The sequence below is a fragment of the Moraxella sp. DOX410 genome, from assembly GCF_032248735.1.
Classification (GTDB): domain Bacteria; phylum Pseudomonadota; class Gammaproteobacteria; order Pseudomonadales; family Moraxellaceae; genus Faucicola; species Faucicola tetraodonis.
The window spans coordinates 1,543,580-1,558,312 of the sequence record NZ_CP135138.1; the positions used below are offsets into that span (position 1 = coordinate 1,543,580).

A 14,733-nucleotide genomic window follows, 5' to 3' on the forward strand; every position below is an offset into this window, starting at 1 on the left:
TAATGTTAATTTTTAAAACTTTAAAGTGTGCTTATTTGCTGATTCAGTTACAATCAGATAAAGGCTCACTTTATGTTTGTAATCAAAAATTTATTTGAGTGCCAACTCACAGCTATCTTTGACGCTTTATAAATAGATGAGAAATGTACCATGGTCAATTTTCCTCAAAGTGCTAAGAATTTAACCGTTACCCTATTAATCAGCAGCCTGCTGTTGCTTGGCTGTCAAAAAATGAATGCCAAAGAAAACGCTGGCTCTGCGCGTGCTACTAGCAAAGCGGATTTATTGCCGACTGATACGTTAGCGACCTTACAAGGTTTGAGCCAAATTAACCCAAAATTAGGTAAAATGGGTCGTCATGTGATCGATCCCAACAAGCCAACTGTGGTGAAATTTTGGGCAAGCTGGTGCCCGCTGTGTTTGGCAACGCTCCAAGAAAGCGACGCATGGGCACGGCAGTATCCCAATATGAATGTCGTCAGCGTGGTCAGTCCAGGTCATTTGAGTGAAAAATCCCCGCAAGATTTTCAAACTTGGTACACAGTGCTTACTAAAGACTATGCTAACCTACCGGTGCTTATGGATAACTATGGCAAGCTGATTAAACAATTTGGCGTGCAAGTCTATCCCAGTTTTGCGATTTTAGATAAACAAGGCAATTTATTAAAACTGGTCAAAGGCAATCTTACCCCAGCACAAATACAAGCCTTATCAGACAATGCTAGCAACGACTTTGCAGAACTCAAAGCCCTGAATCAAGCAAAAACTCCGTATAGCCAGACTGCCCAAGCTCATGAGCAGGCTAATAACCAAGCTAGCAAACAAGCCGCTAGCATCAAAGCCTTAGCTCCGATTAACCATAACGGTGTGTATTATCAAGCAGATGGTAAAACCCCGATTCGCACGCATACTATCTATCTGGCGGGTGGCTGTTTTTGGGGGCTAGAGGCCTATATGGAGCGCGTGGATGGCGTGGTCGATGCGATATCAGGTTATGCCAATGGCAATAGCGCGAACCCGAGCTATGAGCAGGTGATAGCAGGCTCAGGGCACGCAGAAACCGTCAAAGTTATCTATGATATCGATAAAACCAATCTTGCGACCCTCTTGGCATACTACGTGCGAGTGATTGACCCGACCAGTCTCAACAAACAAGGCAATGATCGCGGGGCGCAATATCGTACCGGCATTTATTATACCGATGCCAATGATAAGCCAATCATTGATAAAACCCTTGCCGATTTGGCAAAAAAATATCCGCAAAAAATTGTGGTAGAAAATAAACCCTTGGCGAATTTTTATGACGCAGAAAATTATCACCAAGATTATCTAAGCAAAAATCCCAATGGCTACTGCCATATTGATATTAGCCTTGCCAATCAAAAAATTCCCGTTATCAAAGCCTTAGCGCCTGCCACGACGGTCACCGAGGCGCTCAATCCTACCCGCTATCAAAACTACGATAAAAATGTAAAAAGTCGGTTGACCCAAGCGCAGTATGATGTCACCCAAAACGCAGCTACTGAGCGCGCCTTTAGTCATCAATACGACCATTTATTTGCTAAAGGTTTATATGTGGATATCGTCAGTGGCGAGCCGTTGTTTTTATCTACGGATAAATATGATTCGGGGTGTGGCTGGCCGAGTTTTACCAAACCCATTAGCGCAAACGTCATTACCACCTCAACCGATAGCAGTTTTAACATGACACGAACGGAAGTGCGCTCGCGGGTCGCCAACTCACATTTGGGGCATGTGTTTGATGATGGCCCCAAGGATAAAGGCGGATTACGCTACTGCATCAATGGCGATGCGCTACAATTTATCGCTTTGGCAGACATGCAAGCGGCAGGCTATGGTGCACTTATGCCCTTGGTAAAATAGCCAGTCAATTAGGTAGCACGTTGACTGGTAACGATATCAAAAACGCTTTGACAAGCCATCAGCTGCCAATGCGTTTTTAATAAGGCGTTTTTGATTATGCCGAGACTTTAAAATTTTTTAAAAATGCGCTTATAAAAATTTGGTCATCACCCTGAGCGGCAATATTTTCATACCAATCCCAATCGGCAGCCAAGGCCATGCCGGGACAAAGGCTTCATCCACTTTGGCTTCAATCGCTTCGACAATCGCCTCGACGCCCTCTTCTTCTGTACTCTCAAACGGCAAATATTTGGCACCGATATTAAGTTCAGTACGGATATAACCGGGATAAATCGTGGTGACGGTAATCGGACGTTTTTCCTGCATCATATCAGCGCGAATGCCTTCGGCTAAATTTGCCAGTCCCGCTTTGGCAGCGGCATAGGTGGTAAGATGACGGGGCAAACCACGAACCGCTGACATACTTGAGATGACCACCAACTGACCGCTGTTTTGCTGGCGAAAAATCTTCATCGCCGCCTCACACTGGGCAATCGCTGCGATAAAATTGACTTCAGCGGTATGGCGATTGGTCTCAAAGCGTCCATGACCAATGACGCGGCTATCGCCCACCCCTGCATTGACGATAATTTTATCAATGGTTTTCCCTCGGGTTTTGCAGTCACTCACAAAGCTATCAAATACCGTAAAAATCTGCTTATAATCGGTGACATCCAAAGTTTTAACAGAGACTTTGACAGGGTACTTGCTTTCAATGTCTTGCTTTAACGCATTTAATCGCTCTTCTCGTCTGGCACAAATTGCCAAATCATAGCCTAGATAAGCAAATCGGCGTGCCATCATCGCGCCAATCCCTGAGCTGGCACCGGTAATCAATACGGTTTTGCCTTGACCGATACCTTGTAGCTCAGCCAATGAACGGCGATTGACCAGTTTTTTCATCACAAATTGACCGTATTTATCAATTTTTTGTAGCGCGTTTTCAAGTTTTTTCATCGTTTGGTTGCCTGTACCACTCAGTTATCGTAACAATAAATAAAAAATCATAAAAGAGGCGTTGATTTTATCATTTCGACCCTTGTCTAGCCTACTGCAAATATCGCTATAGGCGTTAAATACATAAGATAAACAAGGATGGCGATAGGGTTAATGATGACTGACACCCTTTAGCCCTACATACTGGTTAGCCCTTCACACTCATTGTTTTTATAACAGCCTTCTACTCGGTGATGTCAAATCTGTCGCCAAAGGCAAATATACAGGTTGGCAGTACCCTATATGAAGACAATAAAAAACCCAAATCAGCGCAAGGTCTCATTTGGGTTTTTTACGACTTTTTGGTTTATGCCAAACCATTGACCCATGTCAGTGGGGCGTTTTTCATCCAATCACTCATCAGTGTCCACGGTTGTTCAGGGACACACGCTTCATCAGGCTCGCCTTCAATCGCGATTGCCAATGCTTTGGTGCCGATTTCTTCACTCACTTCAAAGGGTAACGGTTTAGCACCTTCGTTGATCTCAGTGCGTATGTACCCTGGATATATCGTTGACACTTTAATCGGTAACTCAGATATCAGCATATCGGCGCGAATCCCTTCAGCAAGCTGTGCAATCGCTGATTTACTTGCCGCGTATACTGACATATGTTTTGGCAGACCACGGAATGCCGACATACTTGAGATAACCACCAAATGACCGCTATTTTGGGCACGAAAAATTTCCATCGCCGCTTCACACTGGGCAAGACCTGAGATAAAATTGACTTCGGCAGTTTTGCGATTAATATCAAAATTACCCTTGCCAATACGGCGACCCTCACCGACCCCTGCATTGATGATGATACGATCAAGCTTGCCAAACTCTTCGGCAAATTCATGAAACACTTTAAAAACCTGCGCATAATCAGTCACATCGAGTGCCTTGACACTGACTTTAATCGTCGAATTATCCGCTAACAGGTTGGCTTTGAGTTGTTCTAGGCGTTCGGTACGGCGCGCACAAATTGCCAAATTATAGCCCATGCGAGCAAAATGGGTCGCCATGCCTGCCCCCAGCCCCGAGCTTGCGCCAGTAATCAAAATGGTTTTGCCCTTGCCCACTTGGTTATCGATAAAAGGCGATAAGTCAGTGTTCGGGGGTGTCATTGTGGTTTGAATTTGCTGCAGTAATTCCGGTAGTGTTTGCATTGTTTTTCCTTAATTCTTCCTTAAATTTTTAAATAATAGGCTGATAAAATAAACCTTAGCGCCAAGTCACCATCTGCTCGCCTTGTTGATACAAATAGCTAAACTCATTAAAGGTCTGTAAAAAAACACCTTGGTCACTCACGCGAAATTGGTGAACACTAGCGTTGGCGATATGCCAGTTCAAATCAAAAGCTTGCACATCTGATAGTTTCATCACTTGCTGCATGATACTGGCAATCACGCCACCTGAGGTAAATACCATCGCGTGTTCATGCTCGCCAGTTTGCGCCATCAAACGCTCAAAACCGTTCCAGGTGCGCTGCAAAAAGTGTTGCCAACTTTCATCATAATCGCTGTCGTACTGACCGCTTTGCCAACGGCTCATGGCTTGGGTAAAAATCTCAGTAAAGCTAATTTCAGGGTGTGTTTGACTGGATAAATACGCCATAAAACTGGCTTTATCCGCAAATGGCAATCCCGCTTTATAAAGAATTTGCTCATGATTAAACTCATTAAAACTGCTATCTTCACCCAACAATAGCGGCATGGTCAAACTGGGATTTGCTATGTTTTGCACATGGTGAGTGATTTCGGTCAGTTCAATGCCTTCACGGGTGACATAATAATGGCTTAAAAAATGCTTGAGACTGTCTTTTTGGCGCGCCATGCTGCCTGACATCAGCGCGTGCACTTGCCGACCTGACTGGCGAAAACTATCACCAAGCCATTGGGTCTGAGCGATACCTTTTGGGGACAGTTGGTCATAATTGTCTGCGCCAAATGACGCTTGCCCATGACGGACAAGGCTGATGAGTTTCATGAAAATCCCTATGATTTATGATTATTTTTTTCGATAAGCTCGACACAGCGCTCGTATAAGGCATTGACAATCACGCCAAAATCTTTGAACGCTGGATTATCCGTCTGCTGATGATAATAACGGTAATAAATCTGCTGCGCAATCGCTGCCAAACGAAACACCCCAAACACTTCGTAAAAGCGCCAGTTGTCCACTTTCAGCCCCGTTTTTTGCAGGTAATACTCAACCACTTCGGCACGGGTCATCATGCCTGGCAGATTGGTCGGCTGACGGCGCGTAGCTTTCATCACTGCATTGTCATCGGCTTGAATCCAGTAAGCTAACGCACAGCCCAAATCCATCAAGGGGTCGCCTATCGTTGCCATTTCCCAGTCGAGCACACCAATGATGTTGGTTGGATTGTTTGGGTCTAAAATCACATTGTCAAAACGCCAGTCATTATGAATCACGCTAGTTTTAACATCTGTTGGGGTGTTGGCTGTTAACCACTGACGCACATCGGCAAAATCAGGCACATCAGGTGTGCGGGCTTGCTCATAGCGCTTATCCCAGCCCATGACTTGACGCTCGCAGTAGCCTTCGCCTTTGCCAAGAGCCACCAAATCAGGGTTTTGGGTGTAATCGACCTTGTGTAAATCAATCAGTGCATCGACCACCTGTCGGCATAGTTCGCTGACTTGCTGTTCGCTTAACATCAACGCTTTTGGCAAATTGGCGCGGGGAATAATGCCTTCGATGCGATCCATGACATAAAAATCGCAACCAATCACGCGGTCATCGGTACACAGGGCGACCATATTGGGGACGCGTGGGTATTGTGATTGTAGCGCTTTTTGAACTTTGTACTCACGCACCATATCATGGGCGGATTTGGCTTTGGTACCTTTGGGTGGGCGGCGTAAAATCAAATCACGGTTGGCATATTTTAGGCGGTATGTCCAGTTGGATGCGCCCCCTGAAAATTGGGTGACTTCTGGCTGACCTTGCAAAGCGATACCTTGGCTCATTAAATACTCGGTGACCGCATTGCTGTCAATCTCTTCGCCTTTGCGTACTGGGTTCGCAGTATCAAGCATAATTTCATCCTTGTTTTTATCTTGTTTTTTAACTTGTATTTTTAACTAGGTCAAATAGCAAAATGACGTAACCTGACATTACGTCTTTTTTGTTAGCTAGCTATCTTTTTTGTTAACTAGCTATTAGTTATTTGCTAGTTATTTGGTCGTCGCTTGTTGGCGTTTTTTCACTTCCAGTTTGGCAATCATGCCTTTATGCACTTCGTCAGGTCCATCGGCAAGGCGTAGGCTACGGGCTTGATTAAAGAACATCGGCAACAGCGTATCTTGGCTCACACCCATCCCCCCATGCAGCTGAATCGCCATATCGACGACTTCTTGTAATACCGTTGGGGCGACCACTTTAATCGCTGAGATTTCGGTCAACGCCGCTTTGGTGCCGAGTTTATCCATTTTATAGGCGGCATATAGGGTTAATAGACGCGCTTGGTCAATTTTGACACGGGCGTCAGCGATACGTTCACGGTTGCCCCCTAAATCAAGCAGCGGTTTGCCAAATGCGCTACGACTTAGCCCGCGATCGATGGCAAGCTCTAGCGATTTTTCTGCAGCACCAATACAACGCATACAGTGGTGAATCCGACCCGGTCCTAAGCGCCCTTGGGCAATCGCAAATCCCTCGCCTGCCCCGCCGATGACATTGCTAAGCGGTACACGCACGTTGTCAAAAAGCATTTCGCCATGTCCATGCGGTGCATCATAATCATTAAACACTTTGAGCATACGTTCAATCTTGACGCCTTTGGTATCTATAGGTACCAGTACCATGGTGTGCTGATGGTGGCGATCTTTGCGCTCATCTGGGGTGTGTGCCATAAAAATAATAAGTTTAGCGTTTGGATCACCCAAACCTGATGACCACCATTTGCGACCGTTGAGCACAATTTCATCGCCTTCGACAATCGCCGTGGCTTGCATATTGGTGGCATCACTACTCGCCACTGCAGGCTCTGTCATGCCAAACACAGAGCGAATCTCGCCTGCTAATAACGGCGTCAACCATTGCTGTTTTTGGGCGTCGTTACCGTAGCGCCAAATCAATTCCATATTGCCACTATCGGGCGCATTACAGTTAAACACATGGGGGGCAATAAGACTTCTGCCAGACAACTCAGCAATATGAGCATATTCTTGCACGCTTAATCCTTGACCGAGTTGCTCGTCTGGCAAAAACATATTCCATAAATTTTGCGCACGGGCTTTGGTTTTTAACTCTTCAAGTTTGGCAGGCCACTGCCAAGTCGTCCAATCGCCTGTGGGATTAAGCTTATGCGCCGCTTGCCAAAATTCTGCTTCAATCGGTTCGATTTCGGTTTGAATAAATGCTTTGGTACGGGCGATGTAGTCTTTTGCTTTATCGCTAAGTTGAAATTCCATTAGGCATTGTCCTTTTTCGGCTAAAACAATCATTGAATCAGCTTAACGGATTTATTATCATGAATAAAATGATTTTAATTAGTAGAATACTATGAATAAAATTCATACGGCTGGGATGTCTTAGCCAAACTATTGAGCAAATAACCGTCATTTACTTGTAAGGTATTATCCATATGTTGCATAAAAACCCGTTAAAGCAGCTTGATTTAAATTTGCTTAGGCTATTTATTTATATTTTTGAGCTTAAAAATCTTACCCATACCGCAGAAGCTTTGCATTTGAGCCAATCTGCCATTAGCCATGCGTTAGGTCGTCTGCGCCAATCATTGGGGGACGAACTTTTTTATCGGGAAAAAGGTGAACTGCACCCCACCCTGTATGCCAAACGGCTTTATCCCACCGTCAAACAAAGCTTTGAAAATCTTGAACAACTATTTCAAACTAACCATGTATTAAGCGACGATAAACTTGGCGAGCTGGCGCAGCAGAGCTTTGCTACGTTGACGATTGCCATGCATGATGAAATTGAATTGATTGTGTTTAACAAATTGGTCAGCCAAATTCATCAAGTCCTGCCCAATTGTCAAATCACCAGTAGCCGGCTCAATCGCTCAGCGCTTGCGCATGAACTAAAAGTTGGACAGCTAGATTTTGCCATTGATGTGGCGCGGGTGGTGGATAGTGAGATTGTGCATCAACCCTTGTTGCGAGATGAGTTTGTGCTGGTGTTGTATGCGCCAAATTTTGCGGCTGAATTGGCGAATGAACCGACTATCACCCAAGCCCAGTATTTTGCCAGTCAACATATTACGGTGTCATCACGGCGGCTAGGTCTGTCGATTGAAGATAGTTTATTGTCCAAAGCAGGTTGGCAGCGGCAGAGTAAAATCCGTTGTCAACATTATGCCACTGCTTTTCAACTGCTAAAACAAGACAAGCTATTGCTCACCTTGCCGCGCCAGTTAGCCACCACATTTTTGCCACCCGCCCAAGGCTGGCAGATTTTGGATTTGCCGATTGAGTTGACCCATATCGAGTTACACGGCTATTGGCACCAACAACAACAGGTTGACCCGTTGTATGGGTGGCTAAGACAACAGATTTTTAGTGCGTTTTATTAGCTGGTTGCGCTTATTCAATTATTTATAGGCTATTGATGATTTATTCAGACAATAGCTGCTCAATACGGCCAGCGTGACGCTCTTGCTGTTTAGCGAGAGTCAAACGATTGGCGATGATGATTGATTTTAACTCCGCTAATGCCACGTCGAAATTGTCATTAATCACCACATAATCAAAATTCACGTATTGCGACATTTCATTGACCGAACCGGCAAGACGTCTTTCAATCACTTCTTGACTGTCTTGTCCGCGATTGGAAAGCCGCTGGCGCAGCGATTGGCGGTCGGGCGGTAGGATAAAAATGGTCGTGGCATCGGGACGCAATTTTTGCACTTGCAACGCGCCCTGCCAGTCGATTTCTAAGATGACGTCTAAGCCATTGCTCAGCATAAATTCTACTGTGGACTGGGCGGTGCCATAGTAGTTTTCAAACACCTCGGCATGCTCCAAAAACTCACCTTGCTTAATCATATCAGCAAATATCTCGCGGCTGACAAAGTGATAATGCTGCCCATCAATCTCCCCAGGACGTGGCTTGCGAGTCGAATGCGAGATACTAACCGCCAAGTCATTGGTCGTTGCAATCAGCTGTTTGACCAGCGATGTTTTGCCAGTACCGCTTGCTGCGGTGATGATAAATAATGAGCCTTTGGTCATGACATATCCTTAGGGGTTTGATGAAGTAAGTAGTAGCCATTTTTGAATCGGCTATTTTAGCAATTTTTGCTAACAATTGCTGCGTAATTTAGCCATTGAATACCGATTCGCTGATTTTTTACGTTTAACATATTTTGCGTGTATGAACTCATGGTAAACTAGCCACATGAATCATCAATGACTGAAGAACTGCGTTATGAAAATTTTACTCGCCAATCCCCGTGGTTTTTGTGCTGGGGTCGATAGAGCCATCGAAATCGTCAATGTCTGCCTTGAGCGCTTTGAACCACCTATTTATGTGCGCCATGAAGTGGTACACAACAAGTTCGTGGTAGAAGACCTTGCCAATCGCGGTGCGGTATTTGTCGAAGAGTTGGATGAAGTGCCGGATGGGGCGATTGTGATTTTTTCAGCGCATGGCGTCTCCAAAGCCGTGGAAGATGAAGCCGAACGCCGTGATTTGACGGTGTTTGATGCCACTTGCCCACTGGTTACCAAAGTCCATATCGAAGTCAATAAATTTGCCAAAACAGGCGTAGACGCGGTGTTGATTGGTCATGCCGGTCATCCAGAGGTAGAAGGCACGATGGGACGCTTCGATCCACAATACGGTGGGCGTATTCACTTAATTGAAGATGTGGTGGATGTTGCCAATCTTGATTTACCGACTGATACTGATTTGGCTTTTGTCACCCAAACCACCCTATCGATGGATGACACCGCAGAAGTGATTGATGCGCTAAAAAATAAATTCCCAAAAATCCATGCGCCGCGTAAAGATGACATTTGTTATGCCACCCAAAACCGTCAAGACGCGGTCAAGGAGCTTGCGGCGCGTTGTCAAGTGGTATTAGTGGTGGGCTCACCCAATTCATCCAACTCCAACCGCTTGCGTGAACTCGCGGAGCGCTTGGGCGCCAAAGCGCATTTGATTGATAATGCCGGCGAAATGCAAAAAGACTGGTTTGCAGGCGTGGATACGGTGGGTGTGACTGCGGGTGCGTCGGCGCCTGAAGTATTGATTCAAGAAGTGTTAGATACCTTACAGTCTTGGGGCGGCGAAAAACCTGAAGAATTATCAGGTATTTTGGAAAACGTGACCTTTAGCTTGCCCAAAGCGTTACGCTCACCCCAACTGTCTAATTCTAGTGAATACAAGATTTAAAAGAGATATAGTATCGGTTAGATGGCAAGTAAAGCCGGGTATAAGTATGCTCGGCTTTTTATTGGTCATTTAATTATTGTTCATTTAAATCCTGCTTGCAGCATTTTTTTATTATTTAAAAATTAAAAAATTGTGCCGCTTGTGCTTGAAATAGTTTTGCATTCACCCTAACTATGACAACGAACCATCATAAATTGGGTTAATTATTTTTATTCTTATTTTTAGGAGTTACTTATTATGGCAGATTCAAACAAACCTGAGCCAAAAAAACATAGCTTTGAAGCGGAAGTCGCGCAATTATTACATTTAGTCACCCACTCGCTTTATTCAAATGCGGATATCTTTGTGCGTGAGCTGGTCTCAAATGCGTCTGATGCCTGTGACAAGTTGCGTTTTGAAGGCAATCAAAACGACGCGCTGTATGAAGGTGACAGTGAGCTACGCATTCGCATTGATATTGATAAAGATGCCAAAACCATCAGCTTTATTGACAATGGTATCGGTATGAATGAAGCCGATGCCGTAGAGCATTTGGGGACTATTGCCAAATCAGGCACCAAAGCTTTCTTAGAAAAATTATCCGATGCACAAAAACAAGACGGCAATTTGATTGGTCAATTTGGGGTGGGGTTTTATTCGGGTTTTATCGTAGCGGACACCATCACGGTGGAATCTCGTAAAGCAGGTGAGCCTGCCAGCCAAGGCGTACGCTGGGTTTCAGATGGTACCGGTGAATTTACCACCGAAACCATCGAAAAGCCTACCCGTGGCACGACAGTGATTTTACATATCACCGACGAACACAGCGAATACCTTGACCGCCACAAAATTAAATCTTTAGTCAATAAATACTCTGACCATATCAGCTTGCCAATCCAAATGCGCAAAGAAGTTTGGCAAGAAGAACTCACTGACGCGCAAAAAACTGCTAATGCAGAAGCAGGGGGCGAAACTGCCAAAGGTGAGATGCCCCAAGGTCAAATGATAACCACCGATGAATGGGAAACCATCAACCAAGCCAGTGCCCTATGGACGCGCTCACCTTCAGAAATTACAGACGAAGAGTATAAGGAATTTTATAAAAATCTTACCTATGACTATGATGAGCCGCTAACTTGGACGCACAACCGTGTCGAAGGACGTCTACAATATACCCAGCTGCTATATATCCCTAAAAAAGCGCCGTTTGACCTGTACCAACGTGAGCAAAAACACGGTCTAAAACTGTACGTCAAACGTGTATTTATCATGGATGATGCCGAGCAGTTGTTGCCGATGTATCTGCGTTTTGTCAAAGGGGTTATTGATACCGCGGATTTACCGCTCAATGTCAGCCGTGAAATCCTGCAAGAGTCTCGCGATGTCAAATCCATCCGCGATGGTAACGCCCGCCGTATATTGACCGTGCTAGCTAGCCTAGCCAATAGCGATGAAGCCGAAAAGCAAGAAAAATATAAACAGTTTTATGCTGAATTTGGCAACGTCTTAAAAGAAGGCTTGGGTGAAGACCAAAGCAATATGGATAAAATTGCCAAATTATTGCGCTATGCCACTACCACTGATGACAATGTGGTCACCAGCTTTGACGACTATAAAGGTCGTATGAAAGACGGTCAAAAGGCGATTTATTACCTGACGGCTGAAAACCTTGCCGCCGCCAAAGCCAGTCCGCAACTTGAAGTGTTCAAGAAAAAAGGCATTGAAGTCATCTTGATGACCAACCCCGTTGATGAATGGGCAATGAACTTTATGTTTGAGTACGATGGCACACCGCTACAAAATATCGCCAAAGGCGCGGTAGACTTAGGTGATTTGACCGATGAAGCCGAAAAAGAAGAAGCCAAAAAGGCGGAAGAAACCTTCAAGCCTGTGGTAGAAAAACTCAAAGGCGTGTTAGGTAGCCGTGCTAAAGATGTGCGCGTGTCAAATCGTTTGGTGGATAGCCCTGCTCTGCTCGTTACCGCTGATGGTGAACTATCACCACAGATGATGCAAATGCTCAAACAAATGGGTCAGCCTGTGCCGGAGAGCAAACCAATTTTGGAAGTCAACCCAAACCATCCGCTCATTCAAAAATTGGAAAGCGCGGAGCAGTTCGATGACCTTGCGCAAGTGATTTTTGACCAAGCGTTATTGGCAGAAGGCGGTCAATTAGACGACCCAGCCGCTTATCTCAAACGCGTCAATGCGTTGTTGATGAAGTAAGTTATTTTGCTGGCTTCAAAATAAAACTGATAAATAAAAACTGATAAACAAAAACCGAAGCCTAGGCTGTTATTTAGGCTTCGGTTTTTTTTGAAAACCACCGCCATCGTATCGGCTAGTGGCTGTAAACACTACTATTTCATCAGCGCTCTGCCAGCATACATTGTTTGGGGATTTGCTTGCGATTGAGTGAGGTGATACAGCCCCAACTACCATCGACTTTACTATCACCAATACGGTACATGGTCAGCGTCTGACCATTGAGCCAGCGATTGGGAAACGGCACGCCTCGTACTGTCGCTTGAATCATGCAATGACTGTCAGTTGGAATACTTTCTGCTTGGGTCAACACTTTTAACACCACTTTTTGGTTATCTGTGCTTAGCGGTGTATTGACAGGACATTGACCGGTGGCTTTGTAGATGGCATCGACTCGTCCCTGTGCGCTTTCTACGATATCAAGCACCTCAAACAGCGTGGCATTGGCTTTTTGTTTGGCATAAATCGGCAAAAACTGCACTTGAATCACAAACAAAGAAAACGCATAAAACCCAAACGCCAGCGCCAAACCTACCAAACTCACCCCGCCGTGCCTGCGGATATGAGCGAGCTGTTTTTCCTCATCCCGCGGATACATTTCAATGGCATCGGCAATTTCACGGCGCGCCATCCGATAATAATAAGCATCGCTCCAACGTGCCACCATCACTGACCAAAACAGCCAAATCGCAAGCCCAATGCCAATACGTAGCGGCATACGAATCGCTTCATCAAGATTGCGTATCAATAAATACTCTATCGCCACCAAAATGATGGTGACATTGAGCTGAATAAATGACCATCCCGCCACCGAATAGACAATGCTATCTAAGAATCGCTTACGGTATAACAGCCAAGGAAACGTCATCAAAAACCCTGCCCAATGCCACTTTGCCGTCAATCGCCCTGCCTGATCAAACTGGGCAAAACGCTTGAGATAATAGGCCTGAGAACGATTGCCGATAAAGGCTTTGTCGTACATCAGACGCTGTTTATCGGTTAGCTGTGGCTGCCAAAATGGCGGCGGTGACGTTTTTTCAAGAAATAACATGGCGATTAGGGATTATCCATTGGTTGTGTTCACTTGTTGAGGTTTTTACTTTTTGGGGTTTTCACTTATAATAGCCGAATTTTATCACAACCACCCTTTATCACACCAACTACGATTTTTGCAAATGATGACACCCCAACATACCCAAACTTCTGAGACAGTCACTTCAGCTAGCACCGATGCCCAATGCCTTTCTCCCAATCCATCCACTGCCCTACAACCGAGCGATGAAAACTCTTTATCCCCGCACTATCGCGCCATTCAAACTTTTATGAAGCGCAAAACCCATGTGGGCAAAAAGGCAGAAGCTGGGTTACAGTCAGACTTTGCCCATTTTTTTGTCCAGCCCAATTTGGATGCAATTCAAGCAATGGATATCGGTGGTATAACCAATTTGCGTGAGCTATTTTCAAACCCTGATGCGCCTTTGACACTCGAAATCGGCTTTGGTATGGGCACAAGCTTGGTGGAAATGGCAAAAAATGACCCAACACGAAACTTTGTCGGCATTGAAGTGCATGAGGCAGGACTGGGTAATTGTGCATTTTTGGCAGGGGAACTGGGTCTCAATAACCTCAAACTCATCAGTGGCGATGCCATTGCCCTGATGCAGCAATTACCAGCGGCGCATATTGACACGCTGCAGTTGTATTTTCCCGACCCTTGGCAAAAAAAGCGCCATTACAAACGCCGTTTTGTCAGTGCTGATCGCATGAGGGTGGTGGAACGGGTGCTTAAAAAAGGCGGCATGTTTCATGCTGCCACCGATTGGGAACATTATGCCCACTGGATGATTGAAGTCATGGATAGTTTAACCGCGTTTGCAAATGTCGAAGGCAAAAACAGCGAAGGTATAGGTAACTTTCTGCCACGTCCCGATTTTCGCCCACTGACTAAATTTGAAAAACGCGGTATAGAGGAAGGTCGCGCTATTTATGACATTATGTATCGCAAAGTTTAGCGCGTTGACAATTTTATGCCATAAACAGGATAATCAAAGCGATTATCCTTTTTTTATGCCTAAAATTTTTCTACAATGTGACTTTTCGTTATTAGATGGTATCTATCAGGATGTCGATTAGCGTGTGATGCCACGTAAAATCTCTATGACTGCTATCAATTTTTAGTGGTTTTATTACCTTGAATCGG

General features: G+C 45.1%; 12 protein-coding genes. 5 read left to right on the forward strand and 7 right to left on the reverse strand.

Annotation, left to right across the window (positions count from 1 at the left end; all coding sequences use genetic code 11):
• Positions 1-150 precede the first annotated feature (150 nt).
• A complete protein-coding gene (gene msrAB / locus RNZ41_RS06815) occupies positions 151-1,884 on the forward strand; it encodes a bifunctional peptide-methionine (S)-S-oxide reductase MsrA/peptide-methionine (R)-S-oxide reductase MsrB (RefSeq protein ID WP_076774278.1) in 1,734 nt (577 codons plus the stop codon).
• 129 nt (positions 1,885-2,013) lie between these two features.
• Here the strand turns inward: msrAB and RNZ41_RS06820 are convergent, their stop codons facing one another.
• The 5 genes from RNZ41_RS06820 to RNZ41_RS06840 all read right to left on the reverse strand — a co-directional run bounded on the left by RNZ41_RS06820 (position 2,014) and on the right by RNZ41_RS06840 (position 7,345).
• A complete protein-coding gene (locus RNZ41_RS06820; protein ID WP_227522695.1) occupies positions 2,014-2,826 on the reverse strand; it encodes an SDR family oxidoreductase in 813 nt (270 codons plus the stop codon).
• 400 nt (positions 2,827-3,226) lie between these two features.
• On the reverse strand, positions 3,227-4,030 hold the full coding sequence (locus RNZ41_RS06825) for an SDR family oxidoreductase (protein WP_099834483.1): 804 nt from the start codon (positions 4,028-4,030) through the stop codon (positions 3,227-3,229).
• Between the two features lie 97 nt (positions 4,031-4,127).
• A complete protein-coding gene (locus RNZ41_RS06830; RefSeq protein WP_314026916.1) occupies positions 4,128-4,892 on the reverse strand; it encodes a histidine phosphatase family protein in 765 nt (254 codons plus the stop codon).
• An 8-nt stretch (positions 4,893-4,900) separates the two neighbouring features.
• Complete coding sequence (locus tag RNZ41_RS06835) at positions 4,901-5,968, reverse strand: phosphotransferase family protein (protein WP_314026917.1); 1,068 nt, start codon at positions 5,966-5,968, stop codon at positions 4,901-4,903.
• Positions 5,969-6,106: 138 nt separating this feature from the next.
• On the reverse strand, positions 6,107-7,345 hold the full coding sequence (locus RNZ41_RS06840; protein WP_314026918.1) for an acyl-CoA dehydrogenase family protein: 1,239 nt from the start codon (positions 7,343-7,345) through the stop codon (positions 6,107-6,109).
• 173 nt (positions 7,346-7,518) lie between these two features.
• On the opposite strand from RNZ41_RS06840, the gene RNZ41_RS06845 reads away from it, so the two are divergent.
• Complete coding sequence (locus RNZ41_RS06845) at positions 7,519-8,466, forward strand: LysR family transcriptional regulator (protein WP_314026919.1); 948 nt, start codon at positions 7,519-7,521, stop codon at positions 8,464-8,466.
• 40 nt (positions 8,467-8,506) lie between these two features.
• Here the strand turns inward: RNZ41_RS06845 and gmk are convergent, their stop codons facing one another.
• Positions 8,507-9,124, reverse strand: coding sequence for a guanylate kinase (gene gmk / locus RNZ41_RS06850; RefSeq protein ID WP_007116269.1), 618 nt, complete (start codon positions 9,122-9,124; stop codon positions 8,507-8,509).
• A gap of 196 nt (positions 9,125-9,320) precedes the next feature.
• Here gmk and ispH point away from each other — a divergent pair, with 196 nt between their 5' ends.
• Positions 9,321-10,289 carry a 4-hydroxy-3-methylbut-2-enyl diphosphate reductase gene (gene ispH, locus RNZ41_RS06855; protein WP_284034467.1) on the forward strand — a complete coding sequence of 323 codons (969 nt, stop codon included), beginning with the start codon at positions 9,321-9,323 and terminating at the stop codon, positions 10,287-10,289.
• Between the two features lie 237 nt (positions 10,290-10,526).
• The gene (gene htpG, locus RNZ41_RS06860) at positions 10,527-12,494 is read left to right on the forward strand and encodes a molecular chaperone HtpG (RefSeq protein ID WP_314026920.1); all 1,968 of its coding nucleotides are present in this window, start codon (positions 10,527-10,529) and stop codon (positions 12,492-12,494) included.
• 142 nt (positions 12,495-12,636) lie between these two features.
• Here htpG and RNZ41_RS06865 read toward each other — a convergent pair whose 3' ends face one another.
• Positions 12,637-13,584, reverse strand: coding sequence for a pilin (locus RNZ41_RS06865; protein WP_050324205.1), 948 nt, complete (start codon positions 13,582-13,584; stop codon positions 12,637-12,639).
• A gap of 127 nt (positions 13,585-13,711) precedes the next feature.
• Between RNZ41_RS06865 and trmB the strand changes: the two genes are divergently transcribed.
• Positions 13,712-14,545 (forward strand): tRNA (guanosine(46)-N7)-methyltransferase TrmB, encoded by an 834-nt coding sequence (gene trmB / locus RNZ41_RS06870; RefSeq protein WP_314027829.1) that lies wholly within the window; start codon positions 13,712-13,714, stop codon positions 14,543-14,545.
• The last annotated feature ends 188 nt before the right edge of the window (positions 14,546-14,733 follow it).

Excerpts from the sequence above, each read along its gene's own strand:
- RNZ41_RS06830 (WP_314026916.1), bottom strand. The coding sequence starts at position 4,892 with ATGAAACTCATCAGCCTTGTCCGTCATGGGCAAGCGTCATTTGGCGCA.
- RNZ41_RS06825 (WP_099834483.1), bottom strand. The coding sequence starts at position 4,030 with ATGACACCCCCGAACACTGACTTATCGCCTTTTATCGATAACCAAGTG.
- RNZ41_RS06820 (WP_227522695.1), bottom strand. The coding sequence starts at position 2,826 with ATGAAAAAACTGGTCAATCGCCGTTCATTGGCTGAGCTACAAGGTATC.
- htpG (WP_314026920.1), top strand. The coding sequence starts at position 10,527 with ATGGCAGATTCAAACAAACCTGAGCCAAAAAAACATAGCTTTGAAGCG.
- trmB (WP_314027829.1), top strand. The coding sequence starts at position 13,712 with ATGACACCCCAACATACCCAAACTTCTGAGACAGTCACTTCAGCTAGC.
- ispH (WP_284034467.1), top strand. The coding sequence starts at position 9,321 with ATGAAAATTTTACTCGCCAATCCCCGTGGTTTTTGTGCTGGGGTCGAT.
- RNZ41_RS06835 (WP_314026917.1), bottom strand. The coding sequence starts at position 5,968 with ATGCTTGATACTGCGAACCCAGTACGCAAAGGCGAAGAGATTGACAGC.
- msrAB (WP_076774278.1), top strand. The coding sequence starts at position 151 with ATGGTCAATTTTCCTCAAAGTGCTAAGAATTTAACCGTTACCCTATTA.
- RNZ41_RS06865 (WP_050324205.1), bottom strand. The coding sequence starts at position 13,584 with ATGTTATTTCTTGAAAAAACGTCACCGCCGCCATTTTGGCAGCCACAG.
- gmk (WP_007116269.1), bottom strand. The coding sequence starts at position 9,124 with ATGACCAAAGGCTCATTATTTATCATCACCGCAGCAAGCGGTACTGGC.
- RNZ41_RS06845 (WP_314026919.1), top strand. The coding sequence starts at position 7,519 with ATGTTGCATAAAAACCCGTTAAAGCAGCTTGATTTAAATTTGCTTAGG.
- RNZ41_RS06840 (WP_314026918.1), bottom strand. The coding sequence starts at position 7,345 with ATGGAATTTCAACTTAGCGATAAAGCAAAAGACTACATCGCCCGTACC.